Origin of the sequence: Fodinicurvata sp. EGI_FJ10296 (genome assembly GCF_040712075.1) — a bacterium.
Classification (GTDB): domain Bacteria; phylum Pseudomonadota; class Alphaproteobacteria; order DSM-16000; family Inquilinaceae; genus JBFCVL01.
Genome location: NZ_JBFCVL010000001.1, coordinates 515,824 through 542,511, shown reverse-complemented (window position 1 = coordinate 542,511; position 26,688 = coordinate 515,824). Strand labels below are relative to the sequence as shown.

Sequence of the window (26,688 nt, the reverse complement as noted above, 5' to 3'; positions counted from 1 at the left end):
CCTGGAGGCAAGACAACATTCGAGAACATCGGCTCAGGGGAGAACAGCGATCATGAAAATTGGCGTGGTTGGGGCAGCAGGCCGTATGGGGCGGATGAACATTGCCGCGGTTTTGGCAACCGAATGCGTCGAACTTGCCGGCGCGGTAGCTCGGTCGGGCTCCGACGCCGTCGGAACCGATGCCGGATTGCTGGCAGGAACCAGCGCCTGCGGTGTTCCGGTCACCGATGACGCCGTTGCACTGTTCGCCGAGGCCGACGTCGTGATCGATTTCACCGTCCCGGAGGCGACACGCGCCTTTGCCGAACTCGCCGCGCAGGGCAAAACCGCCCATGTGATCGGCACCACCGGCCTCAGCGCGGAGGATCACGCCGCCCTTGACATGGCGGCCCGGCATACGCCGCTCATGATCGGCGCGAATATGAGCATGGGCGTCAACCTGCTCGCCGCACTTTCCCAACGGGTTGCCGCCATTCTCGATGAAGATTTCGATATCGAAATTGTCGAGATGCACCACCGGCACAAGATCGATGCACCATCCGGAACAGCGTTGCTGCTGGGACAGTCAGCCGCAGATGGCCGGGGCGTCAATCTGGATGACCGGGCCGACCGAGGGCGCGATGGGCATACCGGGGAACGCAGGCCGGGTAATATCGGATTTGCCAGCCTGAGGGGCGGCGATGTCGTCGGCGACCATACCGTGATTTTTGCCGGCCCCGGTGAGCGGGTCGAACTTGGCCACAAGTCGTCCGATCGGCGGATATTCGCCCGCGGTGCCATCAAGGCGGCCCGATGGCTGGTTGGCCGCAAACCAGGCATATACGGCATGGCCGACGTATTGGGATTGAGAGACCTGTGATCGTGACGTCGGCGCTCGGGCTCCGGCTGCTTTTATGCGTGCCCCGACGGTAATTCGGCGAGCGGATTCTTGACCAGGGCAAGCGCCCGGCGCAGGGCGTTGGCAAAATCCAGCCGCTCCTCCGGCGAGAGGAAACTGCCGATAATCAGAGACCGTCCATGGCTGACGAGCCGGATCTGGCTCTCGTGCTGCGGCGGATCGTCCATGTGGATCTGCATCCAGTGCGGCTGGAACGTCCAGTTATGATGGTGGCCACGGGTATCGACACGTTCCACCACCAGGGTGGCGTCCGTCAGCCGAACGCATTCGTACATCCGCGCGGAATGATAGTTTCGCCGGAAAGCCCAGTAGACGATGGCAACATCCAGGCCATAGAAACCGAACACGGGCCATGCGCCCGCGATCAGGAAAACCGTACCCATGATCAGGCTGATCAACCCCACCATCGCCATGACGAGATAGAACCCCGCCTGCGAAAGCGATCGGTTGGGATGCAGGATGGCATCGAAATGCACCTTTTCGCTGCCGCGATCGTCGACAAAGTGGGTCAAAGAAGCATCAGGCCGCGCTCGCTCTGTCATCTCAGGTTCGTGGATCCCTTTGGTGTCGGCATAGCAGGTCCGGGTTGGCCATCGGTCGCAGGGGCAAGTATATCCATCACACCGGCCTCGGTTACACATTCGTTTTGCCGCACCCGGCTGCAGGCCCAAGGGTTGGACACCGGCGCATGAAAGACGCGGTCGGTGATCCGGCCAGGGATCCAATTTGCCACAGAGGATTTCGGTACCAATGTCAGTGAAACAGGACGAACCGCTATCTGGTCGATTGACGGCACCGGAAATCGAAACCCTGTTCGCCCGTCTCGCCGAGCGAATGCCCGAACCGCGAAGCGACCTTCAGTATACGAATCCGTTTACGCTTCTGGTCGCCGTGGTGCTTTCGGCGCAGGCGACGGATGAGGGAGTCAACAAGGCGACACGCGCTTTGTTCCAGGTCGCCGATACGCCAGAAGCCATGGCTGCTTTAGGTGAGGAGGGGATTCGCGATCATATTCGGACCATCGGACTGTTCAACGCCAAGGCCCGCAACGTCGCGGCCCTGTCGCAAATTCTTGTCCGCGACCACGGCGGTCAGGTCCCCCGCGACCGGGAGGCTCTTGAGGCGCTGCCGGGGGTGGGCCGCAAGACCGCCAATGTCGTGCTGAACATCGCATTCGGCGAGCCGACGATCGCCGTCGACACGCACATATTCCGGGTCGCCAATCGTACCGGCCTTGCGCCGGGTGCAACTGTCGTGCACGTGGAAAACGAACTTATGGCCGTCGTGCCGCCTCACTGGCGCCACCACGCCCATCATTGGCTCATCCTCCACGGACGCTATATCTGCAAAGCGCGCAAACCGGCTTGCGGCGCCTGTCCGATCAGCGACCTATGCCGCTATCCGGACAAGGCATTGCCGTAGCAAATTGCGGCCCAGCGTCAGCTTGATCCCCGCTCCGCTGCCGGAACAGGCTGAGGGGCGTGACTGCTGGAGGACGATACCGAACCCGAGGGCGCCGAACCGGCAGAACCGCCGGACGACCCTGCCGACTGCGACCGACGTCCCGGATCGACGAGCGGCGTCACCACGGTTTCGTTCGCGTTGATCGGCTCAGTCTGCCCGATCAGCCGGCCACCGGCCTCAACAGCCAGTTCACCGTACTTGATCGTGCCGTTGACCACGCCGGTAGCGCGCAGGGTCAGGCGATTCTGAACACTGAGATCGCCTTCGAATCGGCCGGCAATGTCGGCATCGCCAATATCTGCCGATCCCTTGAAGGTGCCGCCATCGGCTACATCCAGCGTCTTGCAATCGCCGATCCGGGCTTCTATGCGGCCTTCGACGATCAGATGGTCGCAAGCACTGATTTCGCCGGTCAGGGAAATATCCCGGCCGACAATCAGCCGCCGGCTCTGAGGGTCGTCGGCCGTCGTTTCGCCGGACTCGCTTGGCCGACGCCCGGCCGTCGCGGAGGTGTCGCCCGGCCTGCGCGGTATGTCGGATTTACCCGGGGGCGGCGTTCTGGTTCCTGACATGGATCTCCCTTCGCTACTGGCTGATGTGGATCCTGAAGCACCCGTCGATCCTTGATAGGACCGATCGCCGACACCGGCGGGCGGGCGCGATTGCTGCTTTTCCTGAGACGGTTCTCCGGGAGAAGGGCCTTTTCGTCGGAACACGATACGATCTCCCTGAACGATGAGATGATGGATCGGACGACGCCCCCACGCCACGCGGGCGATGTCCGTCGGCATATTAACAAATCAGCGGTTAACATCCAGATGAATTGTTAATGTCCCTTTTCAATCACCGGAAGGAAGCATTTGAAATATATGCGCCATAGTGGCAGCGCCGACCACCGGCGCCAGAATATTGAGGATTGGCACGGAAAACAATAGGGCGATCCCCATTCCCGCCATGAGAATTAAGGGGCCATGCTGCCGCCTGCGCGCGGCAACGGCCTCCGGCGGCAGGCGGCGCAGCGCCACCATGTCGAAGAATTCGCGGCCGAGGAGGAACCCGTTGATCAACAGGAAGGCGATGAGATTGATCCCTGGAACGAGGTAGACCACGACAAGGCCGACGAGATTGGCGATGACAATAACCGGCAGGAACTTCAGCGCCAGAATCAGCGGCTTGACATAGCCCAGGTCGCGCGTCGGCCCCAGGGCGGGGTAATGGCGGCGCTCGACCGCGTCGGCGATGCCGTCCACGAACAGGCCGACGATCAGGCCGGCAACCGCCGGGAACATCAGATAGGCCAAAACGAAACCCGCCAGACCGCCAAGAAGATTGATCACGGCGTCGAGCCACGCCAGACCCGTGGTCGCAATGGCGTCGACAGCGAAGACGAAGCCCACGACCATGGCCGCGAGGGCAAGGGCACTGCCCGCGATCGCATAGACAAGAACACGAAAGAATGCCGGATCATCGAACTGACCCACTGCGCGCGAGAATGATCTAAATAAAACACTCATCTTGCTGTATTAACCCTATGTCGCAAATAATAATATGTACCGCGCGCTATAATAACACCAATGACGAACATGGGTTCGTCGCGCTTCCGTTCCCGATCGGCTTCGCGGAAGGATGGACCGGGCAAGGGCGCTTTTCGACGGTTGTCATCTCGGATCGATCCCCTATACTGCGGCTGCGAGTGCACACAGGATGCATTTTCTTAAAACAGAATCAGGAGCAGCCCATGACCGCACCCCTCAAAGTGGTAGGTATCGGCAACGCCATCGTCGACGTGATCAGCCGGGCGGACGACGCCTTTATCGAGACGAACGCCTTGAACAAGGGCGGGATGACTCTCATCGACGCCGACCAGGCCGAAGCGCTCTACCAGAAGATGGGGTCCGGAATCGAGATTTCCGGTGGATCCGCTGCCAATACCATGGCGGGCCTTGCTTCCTTCGGCAGCAAAGGCGCCTTTATCGGCAAAGTCGGTTCCGACCAGTTGGGGTCCGTTTTCGCCCATGACATCCGCGCCATCGGCGTCGATTTCAATTCCTCGCCGCTGACCGACGCCACGCCGACGGCACGATGCCTGATCCTGGTGACGCCGGACGCGCAGCGGACGATGAACACGTTTCTCGGCGCCTGTACCGAACTCGGCCCCGAGGACGTTGACCAGAAGCTCGTCGAGAACGCCCAGGTGACCTACATGGAAGGTTATCTTTGGGACAAGCCAAAGGCGAAGGAGGCCTTCATCAAGGCCGCCGACATCGCGCATGGCGCGGGCCGCAAGGTTTCACTGACCCTGTCGGACAGCTTCTGCGTCGACCGGCACCGGGAGAGCTTCCGCGACCTCGTCAACGGCCATATCGACGTATTGTTCGCGAACGAGAACGAGATCACCTCGCTCTATCAGGTGCCGACCGTCGAAGAGGCGTTGGGTGCTGTGCGCCAGGATTGCCAGCTCGCCGTTGTCACGCGGAGCGAAAAGGGATCGGTCGTCGTGGCCGGCACGGAGACCTACCAGGTCGAAGCCGCCTCGGTCGACAGGGTCGTCGACACCACGGGCGCCGGCGATCTCTATGCCGCCGGCTTCCTGCACGGATTGACCGAGGGTCTTGCGCTGCCGGAATGCGCGCGTCTCGGAAGTCTTGCCGCCGCCGAGGTCATCGGCCATTTCGGCGCCCGGCCCGAGATCGATCTGAGCAAGCTGGTCGCCAAGGCCGCCTGATAGCTGGCGCACGAGTTCCCGGGTCAGCAGCGCGTCACTCCCGTGCCGCGCAGCGCCCGGGAATTGGTGGGGGTGGAATTGCGCACCCCCATGTCAGGAGGGCAAACGCCCCCCACTGCCTTCTTCGTCTCGCAATTGGCGGACGGCGCCGACCACTGCCGGATCGGCGGCACCGTCATCTCCCACCAATTCGATCAGCTTCCGCCGCATGCGCGGGTCCCAGAACTGCTTCAGGTGGTTGGCGACAGCCGACACGGCCTCGGCCGACGTCCCTTGAGCGTTGAAGAACGCGGCGATCTGATTGGCCATGCGGATTGTCTTGTCAGGCGACATCGCTTGCGGCTCCGTTTGCGGTCGATGGCGGGAACCCGACCCGCCAGGGATGCGTCGCGACCTCGAATCCGTCGGACCGGGCGACGCATATGATCGTGAGGCCAATCTCTTCGGCCGCGCGAATGGCCAGGGCGGTCGGCGCGGAAACAGCGATCAGGATCGGCGCGGCCATCATTGCCGCCTTCTGAACCATTTCCACCGACAGCCGGCTCGTCACCACAACCAGCCCGTCGGGGGCAGCGCGTCCCGCGCGGGCCATGGCGCCGACAAGCTTGTCGAGCGCATTGTGCCGCCCGACATCCTCACGCACGATAATGCCGACACCGTCGAGAGGCTCACCCAAGGGAATATGCGCAGCGCCGTGGACCGCCCTCGTGCGGTGGTTCATTGCCTGATGCGGTACCAGGGCGGCGATCGCCCGATCGATATCCGCTGCCGGCACTGTCCGGCCCCGGGGCACGCGCGGCAACGGACGCATGGCCTGTTCGATGCTGTCGATCCCGCACAGTCCGCAACCGACAGGCCCTGCCATGCTGCGGCGGCGCTGCGACAAACGGTCGGCGGCATCGCCCGCAACCGTCATCTGCAGGTCGAGGCCGCCATCCATCTCGCAAAGGGAGAGAGATTCGATTTCGACCGGTGCACCGACGATGCCTTCGGTCAGGCTGAAGCCGATGGCGAAATCTTCCAGATCGGCCGGCGTCGCCATCATCACCGCATGCGCGATACCGTTATAGCTGAGGGCGACCGGCGTTTCTTCGGCCACGACCCGGCGATCGCGCGTCAGCCGGCCATGGCGCCAGATGGCCACATCAATGGTCGATTCGGTCGCTCTGCGCCGCGCATCCTGCCCCATTGTCCGGTCACTCTCCCGGTTCCGCAGGCTCTGCGATCCGGCGGCTCAGGCGGGCATGGGCCTCGTACGAGGCCTGCCATTCGGAGGGACCATTGGACGGCGCCACCTGGACGGCGGTCACCTTGTATTCCGGGCAATTGGTCGCCCAATCCGACAGGTCGCCGGTAACGACATTGGCCTGCGTCATCGGATGGTGGAACGTGGTATAGACCACGCCCGGCGCCACCCGGTCCGTGACCACCGCCCGCAGCGTCGTTTCGCCGTTGCGGCTGGACAGCCGAACCCAGTCCCCTTCGCGCACGCCGCGCTGCTCGGCATCGTGGGGGTGAATCTCCAGCACGTCTTCCTGGTGCCAGGCCGTATTGGCCGTCCGGCGCGTCTGGGCGCCGACATTGTATTGGCTGAGGATGCGTCCCGTCGTGAGCAACAGTGGAAACCGCGGCCCGGTCTTTTCCTCGGTCGCCACATACTCGGTGATCATGAACAGGCCCTGCCCGCGCACGAATCCCTCGGTGTGCATGACCGGCGACCCCTCGGGCGCCTTGTCGTTGCATGGCCACTGGATCGACGTCAGGGCCTCAAGCCGGTCATAGGATACGCCGGCGAAACTGGGAGTCGTCGCGGCGATTTCGTCCATGATCTCGGATGGATGCCCATAGCTCATGCTCAGACCCATGGCCCGGGCAAGCTGCTGGGTCACCTCCCAGTCCGCCAGACCGTTCCTGGGTGTCATGACCTTGCGGACCCGCTGAATGCGCCGTTCGGCGTTGGTGAAAGTCCCGTCTTTCTCCAGGAACGTCGATCCCGGCAGGAAGACATGGGCGAAATTGGCTGTTTCGTTCAGGAAAAGGTCGTGAACCACGACGCAGTCCATCGCCGCGAGCCCGGCCGTCACATGCCCCGTGTCGGGGTCGGACTGGACGATGTCCTCCCCCTGGATATAGATGCCCTTGAAGGTGCCGTCGACGGCGGCGTCCAGCATGTTCGGGATGCGCAGTCCCGGCTCTCTGGACACCGGCGTGCCCCACAGTTTCTCGAAAATGTCGCGGGTCGCATCGTCGGAAACATGCCGATAGCCCGGCAGTTCATGGGGGAACGACCCCATATCGCAGGCGCCCTGGACATTGTTCTGCCCCCGCAGCGGATTGACCCCGACACCCGGACGGCCGAGATTGCCGGTCGCCATCGCGAGATTGGCGATTGCCATCACGGTGGTCGTGCCCTGGCTGTGCTCGGTCACGCCCAGACCGTAATAGATCGCCCCGTTGCCGCCGGTGGCGTAGAGCCGCGCCGCCGCCCGTAGTGCATCCGCGGGCACGCCGGACACGGCTTCCACCGCTTCGGGACTGTTGCACGGTTCGGCGACGAACGCTGCCCAATGCTCATAGGCTGACCAGTCGCAGCGCTCCCGCACGAAGGTTTCGTCGGCGAGCCCTTCGGTCACGATCACATGGGCCATGGCCGTCAGCACGGCAACATTGGTGCCCGGCTTCAACGGCAGATGATGGCTCGCCTCGACATGGGGCGTGCGAACGAGATCGATACGCCTCGGGTCGATGACGATCAATTTGGCACCGTCGCGCAGCCGCTTCTTAAGCCGCGAGGCAAACACCGGATGGCCGTCGGTGGGGTTGGCGCCAATGACGACCGCCACGTCGGTATGCTCGACGCTGTCGAAATCCTGGGTGCCCGCCGACGTCCCGAAAGCGGTTTTCAGCCCATACCCGGTCGGCGAGTGACAGACGCGCGCGCAAGTATCGACATTGTTGTTGCCGAACCCGGCCCGGATCAGCTTCTGAACCAGATAGGTCTCCTCGTTCGTGCATCTGGACGAGGTGATGCCGCCAATCGCATCGACGCCATGCGCGGCCTGAATCGCCTTGAAACGGGACGCGACATGGTCGAACGCCTCATCCCAGCTGACCTCGCGCCACGGATCGGTAATGCGGTCGCGGACCATGGGGTTGAGGATGCGGTCGCTGTGGCTGGTATAGCCCCATGCAAAGCGGCCTTTGACGCACGAATGGCCCCGATTGGCCTTGCCGTCCTTGTACGGCACCATGCGCACGACCTCCTCGCCGCGCATCTCGGCCTTGAAGGCGCAGCCGACGCCGCAATAGGCGCAGGTCGTCACGACCGAGTGCTCCGGCTGACCGATCTCCACAACGGATTTTTCCGTCAGCGTCGCGGTCGGACAGGCCTGGACACACGCACCGCAGGAGACGCATTCGGAGTCCAGAAACGCCTCGTGCACTCCCGGCGACACGCGGCTGTCGAATCCCCGTCCCTCGATCGTCAGCGCGAAGGTGCCCTGGACCTCTTCGCAGGCCCGGACACAGCGCGAGCAGACGATGCATTTCGACGGATCGTAGTCGAAATAGGGATTGGAGGTGTCCTTCGCCAGGAAGTTCGGGTTCTCCTGGCCCCGATGATCGGCATGGACATGATTGGCGCCGTCCATACCATAGCGGACTTCGCGCAGACCGACGGCCCCGGCCATGTCCTGCAGTTCGCAGTCGCCGTTGGCCGCACAGGTCAGGCAGTCCAGCGGATGGTCCGAGATATAAAGCTCCATGACCCCGCGACGCAGCTTCTTCAAACGCTCGGTCTGGGTCCGGACAACCATGCCGTCAGCCACCGGCGTCGTGCACGAGGCCGGCGTCCCCCGCCGCCCCTCGACCTCGACCAGGCACATGCGGCAGGACCCGAACGATTCCACCATGTCGGTCGCGCACAGCTTCGGGATTTGAAGGCCGTGCTCGCGCGCGGCCCGCATGACCGAGGTTCCCGCCGGCACGGTCACGTCGCGGCCGTCGATGGTCAGATGAACGGTTTCAGAAGAGGCGGATGCGGGCGTGCCGTAATCCGGTTCGGTGATCAGGGACATGGCCGCCTCCTATTCAGCAGCAGTGGAGCGCTCCCGGGAAGCGCCGAAATCTTCCGGGAAATGGGTCAGCGCGCTCATCACCGGATACGGCGCGAAGCCGCCCAGGGCGCACAGCGACCCATACTTCATCGTCTCGCACAGGTCTTCCAGCAGGGTGATATCGGACATGCGATCGCTGTGGTCAGTGGATCGGTTGCCGGTGGTTCGGTTGGCCGTGATCCGGTCGACCAATTCCACCCCCCGCGTCGAGCCGATCCGGCATGGCGTACATTTGCCGCAGGATTCGATGGCGCAGAATTCCATGGCAAAGCGCGCCTGATGCGCCAGATCGACCGTGTCGTCGAAGACCACGATGCCTCCGTGACCGATCAGGCCATCCGACGCGGCGAACGCCTCGTAGTCGAAGGGAGTGTCGAACAGGGACCGCGGGAAATAGGGGCCCAACGGACCGCCGACCTGAACGGCCCGGACCGGACGGCCAGACAGCGTGCCGCCCCCGACATCGTCGATCAGGGTACCCAGCGTCATGCCGAAAGCGGCTTCGAACAGACCCCCATGGCGGACATTGCCGGCAAGCTGGATCGGAATGGTGCCCCGCGACCGGCCGAAACCCACATCGGCATACGCCTGTGGCCCTTCGGCGAGCACGAACGGCACCGACGCCAGCGTGACGACGTTGTTGATCACCGTCGGCCGTCCGAACAGTCCCTCGTGCGCCGGCAGCGGCGGCTTGGGCCTGACCTGCCCGCGATGGCCTTCCAGGCTTTCCAGCAGGGCCGTTTCCTCGCCGCAGACATACGATCCCGCACCCACGCGCACGTCGATGTCGAAAGCCCGGCCCGATCCGAGAACGTCAGTGCCCAGGACACCGGCCGCCCGCGCCGTCCCGATGGCATGGTTCATGCGCGCGATCGCGTGGGGGTATTCCGAGCGCAGATAAATGTATCCGTGGGTCGCCTCGACCGCCAGCCCGGCGATCGCCATGCCTTCGATCAAAACGAACGGATCGCCCTCCATCAGCATGCGGTCGGCAAAAGTGCCGCTGTCGCCCTCGTCGGCATTGGCGACGATGTATTTCCGGTCCGCCGACGTCTGAAGCACGGTGCGCCACTTGATGCCGGTCGGAAAGCCGGCCCCGCCGCGCCCGCGCAGGCCAGAGTCCGTGACCGCCTGCACGATCGCCTCGGCCGTCATGTCGACCGCCGCCGTCAGCCCCTTCAGGCCGCCATGGGCGCGGTAGTCGTCAAGTGACGCCGGATCGACGATGCCGCACCGGGCAAAGGTGAAGCGGCTCTGCTGTTTCAGAAACGGGATTTCCTCCGTCGGCCCCAGGGCCAGGCCGGATTCCTGCCCGGCCGTCCCGACCGCCAGCCAGCCCGCATCGAACAGGCCCGGAATATCCTTGGGCGTCAGAGGACCATAGGCCCTGCGCCCACCATCAGGCGCTTCGATTTCGACCATCGGCTCCAGCCAGTAAAGGCCGCGCGACCCGGTGGACACGATCGTGACATCCTGTGACCGGGCAGCCGCCTCGGCACCTATCGTATCGGCGACCGCCTCGGCGCCGACCGACAAGGCGCCGGCATCAGCCGTTGCGACGAATACGCGTGTCGTCATGACCGCACCTCCCGGACCAGCGCGCCTGCGCCCTCTTCGTCCAGGCGCCCGACCAGCCGGCCGTCGACCATGGCCGCCGGCGCGCAGGCGCAAAGGCCAAGGCAATAGACCGATTCCAATGAGACAGCACCGTCACCGGAAGTTTCATCGAATTCCAGCGCCAGATCGCGCTTCACGATGTCGGCCAGCCGCTCGCCGCCCATCGCCTGGCAGGCCTCGGCCCGGCACAGCTTGACCACATGACGTCCGGCCGGCTCATAGCGGAAATCGTGATAAAAGCTGATGACGCCATGGATCTCGGCCCGCGTCCGGTTGAGAAAGGCGGCGATGGCCGGCACAGCGGATTCCGGGATGAAACCCACGGCACCCTGGATTGCGTGCAGGACGGGCAGGGTTGCTCCCTCCACGCCCCTGAAGCGCAGCAGGATCTCGTCGATCTCGCGCTGCTGAATTGGTTCCGCCCGTGTCATCCGACCGCTCCCGTCGAGGCATAATGACGGCAGGCTGCGACTCGCCGCAGGGCGAATCAAGTGCGATTTCATCATGGTTCAATAGAGAAAATCGATTAGATGGCGTTTCAGCCCGCATCACCGCCCCTTCCGTCGACGCGGCGTTCGGCACAAGACTCAGCCTGTGCTGTGCATATGTCGTATCGGAAACATTGCGTGCCGCTGTCACAAAATTCGATAGCCGGCTTCTATCAATCGGCCTCGTCGCTCAAGGTGGGCGCGACGGTTCTGGCGAGCCGGACGAGCGCCGTCGTCAAGGGCATCATCGGGTCACGCTGCGGGACGACCAGACCGACGGTCTGGGCGTTTTCCTGGCCGACAATGGGAATCGCCCGGACCTTTTCGGTCAGGCCGAGCGTTGTGGCCAGCTTCGCCGGCATGATGCTGGCCCACTTTCCCGTTCGAACATGGGCGACGAGCACGACAATCGAGTTGGACTCCAGCGTCGGCGACGATGCCGTGCCGGCTTCGACCAGAAGCCGGTCGATAATGCGCCGATTCTGCATGTCGGGTGTAAGTAGGCACAGCGGCAGCCCGCCGACCTCGGACCATGTCACCGACTGCCGATCACCGAGCGGCGCGTCGGAGGCCGTCAACAGACGATAATGCTCGCGATAGAGCGGCACCGTACCGACACGGCCGACCGGTTCGTTGCCCAGATAGGTCACGCCGGCATCGACCTCAAGATTCTCCAGCAGTTCCAGAACCGCGGTAGACGTTCGCGACAGAATGGTAAAGTTGACGTTGGGATAGAGCGCCCGGTAGGGCGTCGTGAGCGTCGGAATCATGGGCAGCGCTGTGGGAATCGCCGCGATCCGCAGATGGCCGCTGAGCTTTTCGCGCGAAGCGGCGATTTCCTGACGCATGGCCCGGGCGTCGCCGACCAACCGTCGGGCCCAGTCCAGTACCCGTTCGCCCTCGGTCGTGAAGCCCTGAAAGCGCGCCCCGCGTTGAACCAGCAGAACGCCCAGATCGTCCTCCAGCTGCTTCAATCCCGCCGACAATGTCGGCTGGGTGACGCGGCAAACGGCGGCAGCACGACCGAAATGCCGCTCACGCGACAGGGCGATCAGGAATTCCAGCTTGTTGATCAGATCCATACGGCGCTGCGGTCCGGTTGGCGATTGCAAGCGAAGCTCGATTGCCTCGGCGACGCCGCTACTGTGCCCGCCTCACCGCGCCAGGTCGATCTCTACCCGCACGACACCCGGATCGTCGGCATCCTGACGCCGCGTGAATCCCATCTCCGCCGCCATTGCCAGCATCGATGTGTTTTCCCGCAGCACATCGCCATGAATCGATTTGATCCCCCGGCCCCGCGCATAGTCGATGATCTCCTGCATCAACACGGTACCAAGACCCTGCCCCTTGAGATCGGACCGGACCATGATGCCGTATTCCGCGTTCTCGTTGTCGGGATCGGCCGAAATCCGGACGACGCCATAGATGGCTTCGGCGCCCGAGACGTCGGAAAGGTCGTCGGGCGCCGCCGTCGCGACGAAGGCCATCTCACGGTCGTAGTCGATCTGCGTCAGCCGGGCCGCCATCTGGTGGGTGAGCTGCTTGAGCGGCGAGAAAAAACGCAGCCGGATGTCCTCGGGCGCCGAATGGGCGAGCATGTCCTGGATCAGCGGTTCGTCTTCCGGCCGGATCGGCCGCATACGGAACTCCTGCCCGGCCCGGCTGCCGATATCGGTTTCGAGATCGGACGGATAGGGCCGGATGGCGAGGCGGCGCGCACCCGGATCGACGCGCGCCTGAACCCGGATGCGAGCATCCAGGGCCAGGACCCCGCTGTCGTCGGCCAGAAGTGGATTGATATCGAGTTCCGCAACCTCGGACAGATCGGCGGCCAGCCGGGACAATTTGACCAGGACCTGAGCCAGAGCGTCCAGATCGGCGGCCGGATGCGAGCGATAACCCTGAAGGAGATTCCAGACGCGGGTCCGGGACATGAGTTCCCGTGCCAGAACGGTGTTCAGGGGCGGCAAAGCCACGGCCGTATCATTCAGAACCTCGACTGCCGTCCCGCCCTGACCGAAGAGGATGACCGGTCCGAACAGGACGTCGCCGGTAATGCCCAGGATCAGTTCGTGCGCGCCGGCCATCTCGGCCATCTCCTGCACGGCGAAACCCGACAGCCGCGCTTCGGGCCGCAGCCGGGCGATGGTGCGGGACATGGTTTCCGCGGCCTCGCCAACGGCCTCGGCGGTCTGGAGGTTCAGGCGGACGCCGCCGATGTCGGACTTGTGCGTGATGTCGTCGGAGACGATCTTGACCGCCAGCGGCGCCTTGAGGCCTGACGCCGCGGCTTCGGCCTCGGCCGGCGTCGCAACGCGGACCGTCCGGACGACCGGAATATCGTAAGCCGACAGCACGGCCTTGGCCTCGGGCTCGCTCAGCCATTCCCGTCCAGCCTCCAGCGCCGATGTCAGCAGTGCGCGCGCCTCATGAGTCCGGGGCGGCGTCCGGTCCGCCGGCAGGGCATCCGGCGTTTCCATCAGCAGGTCCTGATTGCGCCGATAGCGCACCAGATGCATGAAAGCCCGGGCAGCCTGTCCGGGCGTTTGATAGGTTGGAATGCGATGGCGGGCAAACAGCTTGCGGGCATCGGCCGCCGCACCCTCGCCCAGCCAGCTGGTCACGACCGGCGGCAGCGGCCGATTGCGTTCGGTGGCCTTGTATCGGGCGATTGTATCGACCACGGCCTGGGCGGCTTCCAGTGAATCGGCGACGGCCGTCGGGCAGTTGAGCACCAGGACACCGTCCTTGTTCGGATCAGCCAACACCGTTTCCAGTGCATCGGCATAGCGGCTGCCCGGCGCATCCCCGATGATATCGACGGGGTTACCGTGCGACCATGTCGGCGGTAGCACGGCGTGCAACCGCTCCATTGTCTCCGGTGCCAGTTCGGCGACCTGTCCACCGCCATCCACGAGGGATTCCGTTGCCAATACGCCGATGCCGCCGCCATTGGTCACGATTGCCAGCCGGTCCCCGGTGACCTTCAGGCCGGACGCCAGCGTTTCCACGGCATCGAACAGCTCTGTCATGTCGAACACACGCAGCATCCCGGCGCGCCGGAAGGCGGCGTCATACACGCGGTCCGCCCCCGCCAGAGCGCCGGTATGGCTGGCAGCCGCCTTGGCAGCGGCGGCATTGCGGCCGGATTTGATCACCACGACCGGCTTGGTCCGGGCAGCCGAACGGCCGGCCGACATGAACTTGCGGGCATCGGTAATCGACTCGACATACATCAGAATCGCCCGGACGCCGGGGTCGGCCGCCAGGTAATCCAGCATGTCACCGAAATCGACGTCGGTCATGTCACCCAGTGTGACGACGTGGGAAAACCCGATGCCGCGATGGGTTGCCCAGTCGACGACCGAGGTCGCGACGGCCCCGGATTGGGTAACGAAGGCAAGATCGCCCGCGAGTGGCGGAATGTGCACGAAACTGGCGTTGAGTCCGATGCCCGGCACCATGATGCCCAGGCAGTTCGGCCCGACGATCCGCAGCAGGTTTGGCCTGGCGGCGTCCAGCATACGCTGGCGCAGATCGCGGCCGATGGCCTGATGCTCGTCGCTGCCGCCTTCCCCAAAGCCGGCGGTCAGCACAACGGCCCCGCGCGTGCCCCTTGCGCCCAGTTCTTCGATGAGGCCGGGCACGGCGGCCGGGGGCGTCACGATCACGGCCAGGTCGGGAACGGTCGGCAGATCCGCGACCGATTTGTAGCTGAGCGTGCTTTCGATCGACGCTTCGCGCGGATTGACCGGCATCACCGGGCCACCGAAACCGCTGTTGAGCAGGTTGCGCGCCACCACCTGACCGACAGACCGCGCCTTCCGGCTGGCTCCGATAACGGCAACGGAATTCGGTTTGAAAAGGGAATCGAGATTGCGAACCGTCATGGCAGCCGCCCTTCAGTGCCGGTTTCGTGTCGGCGACGCGCAGGAACCCTTCCTACCCGGGCCTGCAGCGCAACATAGCACTCCCGTCAACCGTTCCAAACCGGATGTAAAAATAAGCGTCGGGTTTGCGGCGTCCTCAGGCGGCGCGATCGATTCCGGCCTTGATCATCGCGGCCGCCTCGTCGGCGTCGCCCCACCGCTTGACGTCCACCCATTTGTCCTTTTCCAGATCCTTGTAATGCTTGAAGAAATGGCCGATCTGGCTCCGCTCGATCTCCGGGAGGTCGCCGACCGTCTTCACCTTGTCGAAGAAGGGGTAGAGCTTGCTGACCGGCACGGCGACGATCTTCTCGTCCTCGCCGGCTTCATCGGTCATGACCAGGACGCCGACGGGGCGGACCCGCAGGACACTGCCCGGGAAAACCTGGACATCGCCGACGCACAGGACGTCGACCGGATCACCGTCGCCAGACAACGTATGCGGCACGAAGCCGTAATTGCCGGGATAATACATATTTGTATGCAGGAACCGGTCAACGAACATCGCCCCGGATTTCTTGTCGAGTTCGTATTTGACCCGATTGCCGGCTACGGGGTTCTCGACGATCATGTTGACGTCCCAGGGAGGGTTCTCGCCGACGGGAATGAGATCGATGTTCATCTTCTACTCGTGTCCTGTTCTCTGCGATCAAACGAATCGGTTTGCGGCGCACTCTATACAGCATATGCGCCGCTATTGACCATCCCGGTTGCGTCGAATCCCGAACCGCCCCCGTTCATGGTGCCGGGATCGCTTTCCCTTGCCATCGCCCCCGGTCGTGGGAAAGACTGCCTCGACACGCCGCACGGGCCACCGGCGGCGTCGGATTCCTCGTCCCGTCAGTCACTACCGCGAGCGACACATTATCATGCTGCGAACCATTCTCGCCGAAAACAGGACGTTCCGCCGATCCCCGTACCTGTCCCTCGGCCTGTCCCTGGGCCTGTCCCTTCCCGTTGCTCTTGCGCTCGGTTCGGTTCTCGCCGCCGGGACAGCTTCGGCCGACGGAGGTGAGACCAGCGCCACCGTTTCCCATGCCATCGCCATGCATGGGGAGCCGGAAATGGAGCCGGATTTCGAGCATTTTCCGTTCGCAAACCCCGATGCGCCCCAGGGCGGCAGGCTGTCGCGCGGTCTGGTCGGCAGTTTCGACAGCATGAACCCGTTCATCATTCTCGGCCAGCCAGCGGCCGGGCTGACCGAATATCATTTCCCGGCGCTGATGTACCGGTCCTGGGACGAGCCCTTCACGATGTACGGCTATGTCGCCGAAGGGATCGAAGTGCCCGAGGACCGCTCCTGGGTCACCTTTCATCTGAATCCGGACGCCCGTTGGCATGACGGAACGCCGATCACCGCCGACGACGTCATCTTCAGCCTGGAGACCCATCGCACCGAAGGCATTCCGGCCCGACGCCGGAACTATGGCCGCGTCGAGACGATCGATCGGATCGATGACCATACCGTGCGTTTCGAACTCGATGACGAGGCCGACCGCGAGACCCCGCTGATCCTGGCGCTGATGCCTTTGATCAGCGAAGCCTATTACAGCGATGTGCCGTTCGACCGCACGACCATGGACGTACCACTGGGCGGTGGGCCGTATCGGCTGACCGAGTCCAATCCCGGCCGGTCGGTCAGCTATGAACGAATCGAGGACTGGTGGGGTGACGACCTTCCACAGTTTCAGGGACAGTTCAATTTCGACGACCTGCGCTACGAGTATTTCCGCGACGGCACCATCGCAATGGAAGCGTTTCGGGCCGGCGAATATGGTTACCGATTCGAGACGAATGCCGACCAATGGGCATCGGGATATGATTTCCCCGCTGTCAGGGACGAACGCGTGACCTTGCTGGAAGCGCCGCACAGCCGACCGGCCGGCATGCGGGCCTTTGCCTTCAACACACGCAAGAACATCTTCGCCGACCCCCGCGTCCGTGAGGCACTCGCCCACGCCTTCGACTTCGAGTGGGTCAACCAGAACTACCTGCGTGGTCTCTATACCCGCACCACCAGTTTCTTCGCCAATTCCGAACTGGCCCATACGCCGACGTTGAGCGACCGCGAACGGGACCTGCTGGAACCTTATCGCGATCAGCTTCCCGACAGCGTGTTCGAAGGCGCTTACGAGCCACCGTCTACCGACGGCAGCGGCAACATCCGGGGCAATTTGCGCACCGCCGTCGGGCTGCTTCGCGAAGCCGGATGGGAAGTGCGTGACGGTGCGCTGGTCAATTCCGAAACCGGCAGGCCGATGCAGTTCGAGATCCTGCTGCAGTCAGCATCGGACGAGCGCATCGCGCTGAGTTTCGCCAGCAATCTGCGCCGCCTCGGTGTCGAGGCAACGGTGAGAACCGTCGACAGCTCGCAATATGTCGCCCGCACAGAAGACTACGATTTCGACATGATCATCCACCATTGGGGCGCGTCGCTCTCGCCGGGAGCCGAGCAGAACCTGTACTGGGGATCGGGATCGGCCGACGTGACTGGAACGCGGAACTATCCGGGCGTTCAGGACCCCGTCGTCGATGCCCTGATCGTGGAAATCGCCGACGCCATCGATCGTGAGGACCTGATTGCCGCAACCCGGGCGCTGGATCGGGTCCTGCTGTCAGGCCACTACGTCATACCTTTGTACTACCAGGGCACCGACACCATCGCCTATTGGGAGCCTATGGCCTATGTCGATTATCAGCCGATGTACGGCCAGTTGGCGACCGTCAACGCCTGGTGGGCGCCACAGGTTGAGTAGAGTGGAGAACCGCGCCTTCGGCAACTGTGTTTATTGACACAGCATCCGCCCTTTTCTCCTCCCCGGAGGCGCGAAGCGTCATCCGGTATCCACACGCTAGGCGAGAGCGCTGATGGTGTGGGCCCCGGCTCTGCGACGCACCATTTCATGGTGCATCGCGTCCGGGGCGGGGGAATTCTTTGGGCGCTGTCCCCTTGTCCGTTCGCCAGGAAACGAAAAAGCGCCCGGGACGATCAGGAGCGGAGATGCGTCCCTGATCAATACGGGCGCGTCTACTCGGCCGCCGTCGTGGCGTTTCGCCGCTGAACGATGGCCGGCTCCGCAGGGCGCACCGATTCCGGACGGGTCACTGGCACCGGTCGTCCGGCACCGGGCAGCAGGACGGAAAAAGTGCTCCCCTCGCCGACAACGCTGTCGATGACGAGCCGGCCGCGGTGGCGGCTGATGATGTGCTTTACTATGGCAAGGCCGAGGCCGGTTCCACCGGCAGCGCGCGACCGCGCCGGGTCGACTCGATAGAACCGTTCGGTCAGGCGCGGAAGATGCACGCGGTCGATGCCCTCGCCATGGTCGCGCACCGTCACCCGCAGCCGCCGCCCCGGCGCGCTGTTGGCCGCTCGCGCCGCCGCCGGAATCAGAACCGGGGCCGTATCGTCTTCGACGGCGACGGTAACTTCAACATCGGTTTCCGGACGTCCGTATTTGATCGCGTTATCGATCAGGTTCTGAAAAACCTGCGAAAGCTGATCGTCGTCTCCGCCCACCTTCGGCAGTTCGTCCGGCATGTCCAGGACGATGCGGCTGTGCCGGTCGGCCGCTTTCATTTCGAGGCTCTGGATCACGCGGGAAAGAATGGCCGAAACATCCACCGGCTTGCGCGGCTGGGCGTGTTCCTCGACCTCGATCCGCGACAGGGACAGCAGATCCTGCACCAGCCGCGCCATCCGGTCGGTCTGCTGCTGCATGATCGCAAGAAACCGCTCACGCGCTGCTGAGTCGTCCCGCGCGGGCCCGCTGAGCGTCTCGATGAACCCGGCAAGGGTCGCCAGCGGCGTGCGCAGTTCATGACTGACATTGGCGATGAAATCGGCGCGCATCCGGTCCGTGCGCAGCGCCGCAGTGACATCATGGACCATAACCAGGACCGCCGGCACCGCCTCGACCGGCCCCGTTCCGTCGATGCCGATCATCGGATCGATGGTGACCGGAAACGGTTTGATGCGGATATCGAAAGCACGCTCCACCGGTACCGGTTCGGTATATTCCAGTTCTTCCGCCGGCCCGCCGGAAAAGACCCGATCGATGGCAGCGAGAATCCGGGGATTGCGCAACCGCTCACCGACATCGCGGCCAACGAGGCGGGCGCCGTAAAGGGATGTTGCCGCCGGGTTTACTCTGGCAATCCGCCGATCGGCAGTGATGACGACCACCGGATCGTCAAGGCTTTCGACGATCGACCGCCCGGCCGCCGCTTCCAGTTCCATAGCGCGGTTGCGCGCGCGAAGTTGCCGCTGCAGACCGGCTACGGCGGCGAAGATCGCCCGCCCGGTATCGCTTTCCGGACGAGGAGGACGCACCGGCAGCGGCGCGCCGGGCGCGCCGAGCCGATCGAGCTGGCGGGCGATCTTTTCGGCGTCGCGGAAATAGACATGCAGTATGCCCGCGGTCGCGACCGCAATGACGGCCAGTCCCGACAGTGCATGATGCAGGGCCAGACCGGCGAACGCGACGAGCGCGAGCAGGACGATCGCCGCCGGCGTCGATACGAGCGCAATAATCGCCAGAAATCGCGAATGCCGGATCACGGACCGTGGCATGGCCAATCACTCTTTCGCTGCGCAATCTGTCCGAAACAATACGGCACCGTAAGGCTATAGCCTCCGGTGCCGCACAGCAAAAGTGAACTTTTGGCGTCAGGCCGTCAGGCCTTCTTGCCATCCCGGATCAGCGCTTCATGCGCCGACAGGGCGGCCGCCGTCACCACATCGCCGGAATTGGCCCCCATCTGGACGATCTGGGCCGGCCGCGAGAGGCCCTGCAGCAGGGGACCGATCATGGTCGCCCCACCCATCTGTTGCAGCAGCTTGGCAGAAATATTCGCCGCATGAAGCGCCGGCATGATCAAAACATTGGCAGGACCGGTCAAACGACAGAACGGGTAGAGCCGGCGCATCAGATCGTGATCCAGCGCCACCTCGGCGGTCATTTCGCCGTCATATTCGAAATCGACCGAGTCCTGGTCCAGAAGGGAAACCGCGTCCCGGACATGCTGCGCCCGCTCACGCATCGGCTGGCCAAAATTCGAGAAACTGAGGAACGCGACGCGGGGAAGATGCCCCATCTCGCGCGCGCGCTGCGCCGCCTGAACGGCTATACGGGCCAGCGTCTCCGGGTCCGGACGCTCATGCACCGTCGTGTCGGAAATGAACACCGTCCGCGACCGATTGACGAGGATCGACAGGCCAAACATCACGTCGCCGGATCGGCCCTCGATAACACGGCTGATATCTTCGAAACAGACCGAGAAGCTGCGGGTCAGTCCGGTCACCATCCCGTCGGCGTCGCCGGCATCGACCATGGCGGCGGCGAAAGAATTGCGGTTCTGATTGATGATCCGCTGGCAGTCGCGCAAAAGCATCCCCTGGCGCTGCATGCGTGCATAAAGCCGCTCGGCATAGCGGGTATTGTTGTTGCTGAGCGCGGCGTTGTGAATCTCGAAGGCATCGGTATTGGTAAGGCCGATGGACGCCATCGTTTCCTTGATATGTGATTCGCGCCCCACCAGAATCGGCGTGCCCAGCCCGGCGTTTCTAAAGGCGACCGCGGCCCTGATCGTGCGCTCTTCTTCGCCCTCGGCGAAGACGACCCGTTTCGGCGAAGCCCGGACCTCTTCGAAGATCAGGTGCAGGCTGTCAGCGGTCGGGTCGAGACGCGCCAGCAGTTCCTTGCGGTACGCCGCCATATTCTCCAGTGGCTGGCTGGCAACGCCGGTTTTCATCGCCGCCTCGGCCACTGCCATCGGAATGGCCACGATCAGGCGAGGATCGAACGGCACCGGAATGATATAATCCGGACCATAGCGAAGCCGTCGGCCGGAATAGGCCGCGTCAACCTCGTCAGGGACATCTTCGCGCGCCAGTTCGGCCAATGCACGTGCTGCAGCGATCTTCATCTCGTCGTTGATCGTGCGCGCGCGGACGTCCAGTGCGCCCCGGAAAATATAAGGGAAGCCCAGGACATTGTTCACCTGGTTGGGATAATCCGACCGCCCGGTCGCCACGATGGCCTCGGGATGGACCGCCTTGACCTCGTCGGGAAGAATCTCCGGATCAGGGTTCGCCAGGCCGAAGATGATCGGCTTGTCGGCCATGCGCCGGATCATGTCCTGCGTGACCGCCCCCTTGACGGAAACACCCAGGAAGACATCCGCGCCGTCGAGTGCGTCTTCCAGGGTCCGGGCATCGGTGGCGACGGCGTGGCCGCTCTTCCACTGGTTCATGCCGGCTTCGCGGCCCTGATACACGACGCCCTTGCTGTCGCACATGATCACCTGTTCGGGCGGCAGACCCATGGATTTGAACAGTTCGATACAGGCGATTGCCGCCGCGCCGGCACCGTTGACGACCATCTTGATGTCTTCGATCCGTCGGCCGGTCAGGTCAAGCGCGTTGATCAGTCCGGCCGCGGCGATGATCGCGGTGCCGTGCTGGTCGTCGTGGAAGACCGGAATGTCCATCAGTTCCCGCAGGCGCTGCTCGATGATGAAGCAATCCGGCGCCTTGATATCCTCCAGATTGATGCCGCCGAAGGACGGCCCCAGATATCGGACGCAGTTGACGAATTCATCGACATCACGAGTGTCAACTTCAAGGTCGATACCGTCGATATCGGCAAACCGCTTGAACAGGACGGCCTTGCCCTCCATCACCGGCTTGGAGCCCAGCGCACCCAGATCGCCCAGCCCGAGAACGGCGGTACCGTTGGAAATAACCGCGACCATATTGCCCCGGGCCGTATAGTCGTATGCCTTGAGCGGATCGGCCGCGATCGCCAGGCACGGCGCGGCGACGCCGGGCGAATACGCCAGCGACAGATCGTGCTGTGTCGTCAGCGGCTTCGTCGGGGTGATTTCCAGCTTACCCGGCCTTTTGGCCGCGTGAAACGCCAGAGCCTCTTCGTCGAGCGATTTACCGGCCATGAACCGTCGTCTCCCTAACCTTGTTTCTTGTCGGTGCAAAAGATGGGAATACCCGCCGAAAGCAGACAAACCTTCGGCCGGTGTGGGCAGTTCTCCAAATTGGCAGGATCGCACCGGGATTCGTCAAGGCAAAACCGGGATCGAGCGACGTCTCGGTTCAATAACCGAATGGACTTATGGTTGTACCCCGACGACAACTTCTTGGAAGCGGTTGGCGCTCTGCCGTGTTTGGCGAACAGGACGACCGTGATAGGTTCGCGCTGACCGATTCCAATCCCTGCCATTGCCCCCCTTGTCATCGCTATAGACTGCGAGCTCACGCCCGGATCATGACCGACACAGCAAAATCACCGACGGAATCATCCCACGAGGTCGGGCCGCAAGGTGTCGACGCGCCCCGCCAGACGGACAACGCCAGTCCGATGATGGCCCAGTATCTGGACGCGAAGGCCGCACATCCCGATTGCCTGGTGTTTTTCCGGATGGGCGATTTCTACGAGCTTTTTTTCGATGATGCCGTGAAAGCCGCCCGGGCGCTGGACATTACACTGACACGGCGCGGCCAGCACGGCGGTGGCGAAATTCCGATGGCAGGCGTGCCGGCGCATGCCCATGAGAGCTACCTGGCCCGCCTGATCCGGCAGGGATTCCGGATCGCCATCTGCGATCAGGTCGAATCGCCGGCTGAAGCCAAAAAACGATCGGGCAAGACGCTGGTCCGCCGTGAGGTGGTGAGGATCGTAACCCCCGGCACCGTGACCGAGGAGACGCTGCTGGAAAGCCGCGCGGCAAACAATCTGGTCGCCATCGCCCGCGTTGGTGGCCGGTTTGGTGTCGCGGCAGCGGACATCACCGTCGGCCGGCTGATGCTGGAGATCACTGACGTCAAGCATCTGGACAGCGTACTTGCCCGTCTCGATCCGGGCGAAATCCTGATCGCCGACAGTTTGCGCCAGGACGCCGACATCCACTCTATTCTTGAACCGCGCGATTCCCGCGTAACGCTGCTGCCAGCGGCCCGCTTCAACAGCGAGTCCGCGCTTCACCGGCTCTGCACCCTTTACGGGGTCGAGACGCTGGACGCCTATGGCACCTTCGACCGCTGCGAGATTGCCGCATGCGGCGCTTTGGTCGGATATATCGACCTTACCCAGCAAGGCCATCTGCCGCATCTGTGCCCGCCGGAGCGCCGTGCGGACGGGGCCACCATGGAGATTGACGCGGCAACACGGCGCAGTCTGGAACTGACCCGCAATCAGTCCGGAGAGCGGTCGGGCAGTCTTCTTGCCACCCTCGACCGGACGATCACCGGGCCGGGGGCGCGGCTGCTGGCCCAGCACCTCGCCGCGCCATCGACCGATCCCGCGGCCATAAACAGCCGGCTGGACGCGGTTCAGCTTTTCGTCGACGACGGTAATCTGCGGATCGACCTGCGCGAGATCCTGCGCGCGATCCCGGACATGGAACGCGCCCTGTCCCGGCTGACGATCGGACGCGGCGGCCCCCGCGATCTCGCCGCCATCCGTGACGGGCTGAGCGGGGCACAGCGCCTCTCGACCCTGCTGGCGATGCCCCGGCTCGACCTGCTGCCCGACGCAGTGGCAAGGGCGCAGTCCCGGCTGACGGGGCTGGACGATCTGATGGACAAGCTGGCCAGGGCATTGTCCCAGACGCTTCCGGTTCTGGCCCGTGACGGCGGTTTCATTGCGCCGGGCTTCGCGCCGGATCTGGACGAGACGCGGACAGCCCGCGACGAAGGGAGGCGCCTGATCGCCGGCCTGCAGCATCGCTATGCCGAGGCTAGCGGCGTCGGAACGCTGAAAATCAAGCACAACAACGTTCTGGGCTATTTTATCGAGGTGTCGCCGACGAACGCCGAAAAGCTCACGGCCGAACCGGCGGCCCAGACCTTCATCCATCGCCAGACTCTCGCGTCGGCAGTCCGGTTCACGACCACCGAACTGGCCGAAATGGAGAAGACATTGGCCCAGGCGGGCGACCGGGCCATCGCCCTGGAACTCGACTTGTTCGCCCAACTGTCGGGCGCCGTGACCGCCGCCTCGGACGGCGTTGCGGAAATGGCGGCGGCACTTGCCGTGATCGACGTTTTTGCATCCCACGCCGAAATCGCGGCGGAACAGGGATACACCCGTCCGACAGTGGACCTGAGCCATCGGTTCAGGATCGTCTCGGGCCGCCATCCGGTCGTCGAGGCTGCCCTGGCCGGCAGCAGCGATACTTTTGTCGCCAATGATTGCGATCTTTCGCAGGCACGGCGTCTGTGGTTGCTGACCGGACCCAACATGGCCGGCAAGTCGACCTTTCTGCGTCAGAACGCGCTGGTCGCGATCATGGCGCAGATCGGGGGTTATGTGCCGGCCGATCAGGCCGAGATCGGCATCGTCGACAGATTGTTCAGCCGCGTCGGCGCCGCTGACGATCTGGCGCGCGGCCGATCCACCTTCATGGTCGAAATGGTCGAGACGGCCGCAATTCTCCATCAGGCCACGCCGCGGTCGTTGGTCGTCCTGGACGAGATCGGCCGAGGCACATCGACCTATGACGGACTTTCAATCGCCTGGGCCACCGTTGAGCATCTGCATGACCGCAATCGCTGCCGCGCCCTTTTCGCCACCCACTATCACGAACTGACCGCCCTGGCCGACCGGCTCAAGGCGTTGACATGCCGTTCGATGGCGGTTCGGGAATGGAAGGGCGACATCGTGTTCCTTCACGAGGTCCGCGAGGGGGCCGCCGACCGATCCTACGGACTGCATGTGGCCAAGCTGGCGGGACTGCCGAATGCCGTTCTGACTCGCGCCCGCACCGTCCTGGACACACTGGAACGATCCGGACAGCGCGAGAACGACGCCGCGGCACTTCCGCTCTTCGCCGGGCTGGAGTCAGAAGACACCACGGCGCCGGTTCCGGAACCCGGTCCCGGCTCAGTACCGCTCGGCTCATTACCCGACGAGCCCGCTGATGCCGCGGCGGAAGACCCGCAGGTTGCTGCCATCCGGCGCCTTGTCGCCGAGGCCGACCCGGACGCGATGACGCCGCGCGATGCCCTGGATGCAATGTACCGTTTGAAGAAACTGATATCGGAAGGCTCGGATGCAGCAGACCAGGCTGACTAGTTCTCGCTTCGACCGGGGTCCGGATCTCTGCCGGGGTCATCGGACAGGTCGCTGCCTTCTCCGCGCTGGCTTCGCCCTCTGAACAGGCGCCCCAGCCGTCCGGTCAGCCCGTTGCCCCTTTCGGTATCGGGCGGCCTCGACGACACAGCACCGGCCGCCTCCGGCGATTGTGGAGCACGGGCGTGCCGGGCGGCGAGTTCGAACAGCGCCTCTTCAATCGGCTGGCCTGCCTTCAGCCGGCGGCCGAGATCCTTGAGGATCGGGTGTGCCGCAACCGGGGCCTGGATATTGACCTGCTTCAAGCCGGATTCGGCCAGCCGCGCCTTGTGACGGGCCACACGGCGGGCGTTGGCGCTCCGGCCGTCGGGCTGCTCTACGGGATCCTTTCCGTCATCCGCCATGACACCCTCTATCTCATGGGACCCGTCCAGTACCGACCCGGAACCCGGTCATGCCGGTATCAGCAATCAGAGGCTGATCGTATTAGACATGAGGCGCAACATCGTTATGATATCGGGCGGGACATTCGAGACAACCGGACAGGGTTTTACCTGATGGCGACTGACGCCACGGTCGATATAACGACAGCATCCCGTACGCTCGGTCTGTCTGTCGAGGCATTGAGAAAACGTCTGCAACGTGGCGCTGCTCGGGGATACAAGGCAGACGACGGGACCTGGCGGGTTTTCCTGGATGATGCCGAAACCGGCGCCGTCACCGGCAATTCCGGCGGCGCCCCCGGCAGCGCCGTCGGTTTGGCGGCCGAGGTCACGGCACTGAAAGAGGATGTCCGGGTCCTCAAGTCGCATCTGGGCGATTTGCGCCGCGCGTTGGAGGAAACGGTGTCCGGACGGACATCGGCTCCGGCGCTGCCGTCATTGTCGAGCCCGCATCGCGGTGATGGCCCTCTCCTGGAACAGCCGGTTATGCCGCAAGCAGACACGGCGGGGGACGGTGCTGGGGGGGACGGTGCTGGGGGGCCATCGGAAGCCCATGTCCTGCCGGACACGGGCGACGTCTGGGCGGATGCCGATTCAGGTGACGATGGATTTGTCGGGAGCGCACCGGTCCCGAATGGTTTTTCGCCGAATGATATTGCCGGGAATGGTTCGGACCGGGAAGACACCGATTCCCCGTTCGATTGGGGCGGCGGCATCGATGGTGCGTTCGTAACGCCGCCGGAGTCACCGGATCCGGGTTTCGGGCCGGATGCTCCGGGCTCAGGCGGCACCCTGTCCGAGGACGAGTTGCGCCGCCTGATTGCCGAATCCGTCGACGAGCGGCTGAAGCCCGTCCTGGAAATCCTCCGGGAAGCCCTGTTGGCGATGCGAAAGCCCCGCTAGCGCGATCACGACCGC

The 26,688-nt window shown here is 63.8% G+C and carries 20 protein-coding genes; 6 read left to right on the top strand and 14 right to left on the bottom strand.

Going from position 1 to position 26,688, the window contains the following annotated elements:
* Nucleotides 1-52: 52 nt before the first annotated feature.
* Complete coding sequence (dapB, locus tag ABZ728_RS02460) at nt 53-859, top strand: 4-hydroxy-tetrahydrodipicolinate reductase (RefSeq protein ID WP_366654082.1); 807 nt, start codon at nt 53-55, stop codon at nt 857-859.
* A gap of 32 nt (nt 860-891) precedes the next feature.
* Here the strand turns inward: dapB and ABZ728_RS02455 are convergent, their stop codons facing one another.
* Nucleotides 892-1,440 (bottom strand): DUF2244 domain-containing protein, encoded by a 549-nt coding sequence (locus tag ABZ728_RS02455; protein WP_366654079.1) that lies wholly within the window; start codon nt 1,438-1,440, stop codon nt 892-894.
* 208 nt (nt 1,441-1,648) lie between these two features.
* Between ABZ728_RS02455 and nth the strand changes: the two genes are divergently transcribed.
* A complete protein-coding gene (gene nth / locus ABZ728_RS02450; protein ID WP_366654076.1) occupies nt 1,649-2,320 on the top strand; it encodes an endonuclease III in 672 nt (223 codons plus the stop codon).
* A 17-nt stretch (nt 2,321-2,337) separates the two neighbouring features.
* Here nth and ABZ728_RS02445 read toward each other — a convergent pair whose 3' ends face one another.
* Both ABZ728_RS02445 and ABZ728_RS02440 read right to left on the bottom strand, forming a co-directional pair.
* Nucleotides 2,338-2,934 carry a polymer-forming cytoskeletal protein gene (locus tag ABZ728_RS02445; protein WP_366654075.1) on the bottom strand — a complete coding sequence of 199 codons (597 nt, stop codon included), beginning with the start codon at nt 2,932-2,934 and terminating at the stop codon, nt 2,338-2,340.
* 267 nt (nt 2,935-3,201) lie between these two features.
* The gene (locus ABZ728_RS02440; RefSeq protein ID WP_366654074.1) at nt 3,202-3,876 is read right to left on the bottom strand and encodes an EI24 domain-containing protein; all 675 of its coding nucleotides are present in this window, start codon (nt 3,874-3,876) and stop codon (nt 3,202-3,204) included.
* Between the two features lie 224 nt (nt 3,877-4,100).
* On the opposite strand from ABZ728_RS02440, the gene ABZ728_RS02435 reads away from it, so the two are divergent.
* Nucleotides 4,101-5,087: an adenosine kinase gene (locus ABZ728_RS02435; RefSeq protein WP_366654072.1), complete on the top strand. Its 987-nt coding sequence runs from the start codon at nt 4,101-4,103 to the stop codon at nt 5,085-5,087.
* A 93-nt stretch (nt 5,088-5,180) separates the two neighbouring features.
* Here ABZ728_RS02435 and ABZ728_RS02430 read toward each other — a convergent pair whose 3' ends face one another.
* The 8 genes from ABZ728_RS02430 to ppa all read right to left on the bottom strand — a co-directional run bounded on the left by ABZ728_RS02430 (nt 5,181) and on the right by ppa (nt 15,861).
* Nucleotides 5,181-5,420, bottom strand: coding sequence for a formate dehydrogenase subunit delta (locus tag ABZ728_RS02430; RefSeq protein WP_366654071.1), 240 nt, complete (start codon nt 5,418-5,420; stop codon nt 5,181-5,183).
* Nucleotides 5,410-6,276, bottom strand: coding sequence for a formate dehydrogenase accessory sulfurtransferase FdhD (gene fdhD, locus ABZ728_RS02425; RefSeq protein WP_366654069.1), 867 nt, complete (start codon nt 6,274-6,276; stop codon nt 5,410-5,412). Before fdhD ends, ABZ728_RS02430 begins: the two co-directional genes overlap by 11 nt.
* Before the next feature lie 7 nt (nt 6,277-6,283).
* Nucleotides 6,284-9,163 carry a formate dehydrogenase subunit alpha gene (gene fdhF, locus ABZ728_RS02420; RefSeq protein ID WP_366654068.1) on the bottom strand — a complete coding sequence of 960 codons (2,880 nt, stop codon included), beginning with the start codon at nt 9,161-9,163 and terminating at the stop codon, nt 6,284-6,286.
* A gap of 9 nt (nt 9,164-9,172) precedes the next feature.
* Nucleotides 9,173-10,780, bottom strand: a complete 1,608-nt coding sequence (locus tag ABZ728_RS02415) for an NADH-quinone oxidoreductase subunit NuoF (RefSeq protein WP_366654067.1) — start codon at nt 10,778-10,780, stop codon at nt 9,173-9,175.
* Complete coding sequence (locus tag ABZ728_RS02410; protein ID WP_366654065.1) at nt 10,777-11,250, bottom strand: formate dehydrogenase subunit gamma; 474 nt, start codon at nt 11,248-11,250, stop codon at nt 10,777-10,779. Before ABZ728_RS02410 ends, ABZ728_RS02415 begins: the two co-directional genes overlap by 4 nt.
* A gap of 230 nt (nt 11,251-11,480) precedes the next feature.
* Nucleotides 11,481-12,389 (bottom strand): LysR family transcriptional regulator, encoded by a 909-nt coding sequence (locus tag ABZ728_RS02405; RefSeq protein ID WP_366654063.1) that lies wholly within the window; start codon nt 12,387-12,389, stop codon nt 11,481-11,483.
* A 72-nt stretch (nt 12,390-12,461) separates the two neighbouring features.
* The gene (locus ABZ728_RS02400) at nt 12,462-15,200 is read right to left on the bottom strand and encodes a bifunctional acetate--CoA ligase family protein/GNAT family N-acetyltransferase (protein ID WP_366654062.1); all 2,739 of its coding nucleotides are present in this window, start codon (nt 15,198-15,200) and stop codon (nt 12,462-12,464) included.
* 136 nt (nt 15,201-15,336) lie between these two features.
* Complete coding sequence (ppa, locus tag ABZ728_RS02395; protein WP_366654061.1) at nt 15,337-15,861, bottom strand: inorganic diphosphatase; 525 nt, start codon at nt 15,859-15,861, stop codon at nt 15,337-15,339.
* A 247-nt stretch (nt 15,862-16,108) separates the two neighbouring features.
* Between ppa and ABZ728_RS02390 the strand changes: the two genes are divergently transcribed.
* Nucleotides 16,109-17,995, top strand: a complete 1,887-nt coding sequence (locus ABZ728_RS02390) for an extracellular solute-binding protein (protein ID WP_366654059.1) — start codon at nt 16,109-16,111, stop codon at nt 17,993-17,995.
* Between the two features lie 272 nt (nt 17,996-18,267).
* On the opposite strand, the gene ABZ728_RS02385 is transcribed toward ABZ728_RS02390, so the two are convergent.
* Both ABZ728_RS02385 and ABZ728_RS02380 read right to left on the bottom strand, forming a co-directional pair.
* Nucleotides 18,268-19,812, bottom strand: a complete 1,545-nt coding sequence (locus ABZ728_RS02385) for an ATP-binding protein (RefSeq protein ID WP_366654058.1) — start codon at nt 19,810-19,812, stop codon at nt 18,268-18,270.
* 104 nt (nt 19,813-19,916) lie between these two features.
* The gene (locus ABZ728_RS02380) at nt 19,917-22,193 is read right to left on the bottom strand and encodes an NADP-dependent malic enzyme (RefSeq protein ID WP_366654057.1); all 2,277 of its coding nucleotides are present in this window, start codon (nt 22,191-22,193) and stop codon (nt 19,917-19,919) included.
* 329 nt (nt 22,194-22,522) lie between these two features.
* Between ABZ728_RS02380 and mutS the strand changes: the two genes are divergently transcribed.
* Complete coding sequence (mutS, locus tag ABZ728_RS02375; RefSeq protein ID WP_366654055.1) at nt 22,523-25,330, top strand: DNA mismatch repair protein MutS; 2,808 nt, start codon at nt 22,523-22,525, stop codon at nt 25,328-25,330.
* Here the strand turns inward: mutS and ABZ728_RS02370 are convergent.
* Nucleotides 25,327-25,731, bottom strand: coding sequence for a hypothetical protein (locus tag ABZ728_RS02370; protein WP_366654053.1), 405 nt, complete (start codon nt 25,729-25,731; stop codon nt 25,327-25,329). The two genes, mutS and ABZ728_RS02370, sit on opposite strands and share 4 nt — an antisense overlap.
* Before the next feature lie 153 nt (nt 25,732-25,884).
* Between ABZ728_RS02370 and ABZ728_RS02365 the strand changes: the two genes are divergently transcribed.
* Nucleotides 25,885-26,673, top strand: coding sequence for a hypothetical protein (locus tag ABZ728_RS02365; RefSeq protein WP_366654052.1), 789 nt, complete (start codon nt 25,885-25,887; stop codon nt 26,671-26,673).
* Nucleotides 26,674-26,688 lie beyond the last annotated feature (15 nt).

Excerpts from the sequence above, each read along its gene's own strand:
- ABZ728_RS02430 (WP_366654071.1), bottom strand. The coding sequence starts at position 5,420 with ATGTCGCCTGACAAGACAATCCGCATGGCCAATCAGATCGCCGCGTTC.
- ABZ728_RS02415 (WP_366654067.1), bottom strand. The coding sequence starts at position 10,780 with ATGACGACACGCGTATTCGTCGCAACGGCTGATGCCGGCGCCTTGTCG.
- ABZ728_RS02365 (WP_366654052.1), top strand. The coding sequence starts at position 25,885 with ATGGCGACTGACGCCACGGTCGATATAACGACAGCATCCCGTACGCTC.
- ppa (WP_366654061.1), bottom strand. The coding sequence starts at position 15,861 with ATGAACATCGATCTCATTCCCGTCGGCGAGAACCCTCCCTGGGACGTC.
- ABZ728_RS02405 (WP_366654063.1), bottom strand. The coding sequence starts at position 12,389 with ATGGATCTGATCAACAAGCTGGAATTCCTGATCGCCCTGTCGCGTGAG.
- ABZ728_RS02435 (WP_366654072.1), top strand. The coding sequence starts at position 4,101 with ATGACCGCACCCCTCAAAGTGGTAGGTATCGGCAACGCCATCGTCGAC.
- ABZ728_RS02385 (WP_366654058.1), bottom strand. The coding sequence starts at position 19,812 with ATGCCACGGTCCGTGATCCGGCATTCGCGATTTCTGGCGATTATTGCG.
- fdhD (WP_366654069.1), bottom strand. The coding sequence starts at position 6,276 with ATGGGGCAGGATGCGCGGCGCAGAGCGACCGAATCGACCATTGATGTG.
- ABZ728_RS02455 (WP_366654079.1), bottom strand. The coding sequence starts at position 1,440 with ATGACAGAGCGAGCGCGGCCTGATGCTTCTTTGACCCACTTTGTCGAC.
- ABZ728_RS02370 (WP_366654053.1), bottom strand. The coding sequence starts at position 25,731 with ATGGCGGATGACGGAAAGGATCCCGTAGAGCAGCCCGACGGCCGGAGC.
- ABZ728_RS02400 (WP_366654062.1), bottom strand. The coding sequence starts at position 15,200 with ATGACGGTTCGCAATCTCGATTCCCTTTTCAAACCGAATTCCGTTGCC.
- ABZ728_RS02380 (WP_366654057.1), bottom strand. The coding sequence starts at position 22,193 with ATGGCCGGTAAATCGCTCGACGAAGAGGCTCTGGCGTTTCACGCGGCC.
- dapB (WP_366654082.1), top strand. The coding sequence starts at position 53 with ATGAAAATTGGCGTGGTTGGGGCAGCAGGCCGTATGGGGCGGATGAAC.
- fdhF (WP_366654068.1), bottom strand. The coding sequence starts at position 9,163 with ATGTCCCTGATCACCGAACCGGATTACGGCACGCCCGCATCCGCCTCT.
- mutS (WP_366654055.1), top strand. The coding sequence starts at position 22,523 with ATGACCGACACAGCAAAATCACCGACGGAATCATCCCACGAGGTCGGG.
- ABZ728_RS02410 (WP_366654065.1), bottom strand. The coding sequence starts at position 11,250 with ATGACACGGGCGGAACCAATTCAGCAGCGCGAGATCGACGAGATCCTG.
- ABZ728_RS02440 (WP_366654074.1), bottom strand. The coding sequence starts at position 3,876 with ATGAGTGTTTTATTTAGATCATTCTCGCGCGCAGTGGGTCAGTTCGAT.
- ABZ728_RS02390 (WP_366654059.1), top strand. The coding sequence starts at position 16,109 with ATGCTGCGAACCATTCTCGCCGAAAACAGGACGTTCCGCCGATCCCCG.
- ABZ728_RS02445 (WP_366654075.1), bottom strand. The coding sequence starts at position 2,934 with ATGTCAGGAACCAGAACGCCGCCCCCGGGTAAATCCGACATACCGCGC.
- nth (WP_366654076.1), top strand. The coding sequence starts at position 1,649 with ATGTCAGTGAAACAGGACGAACCGCTATCTGGTCGATTGACGGCACCG.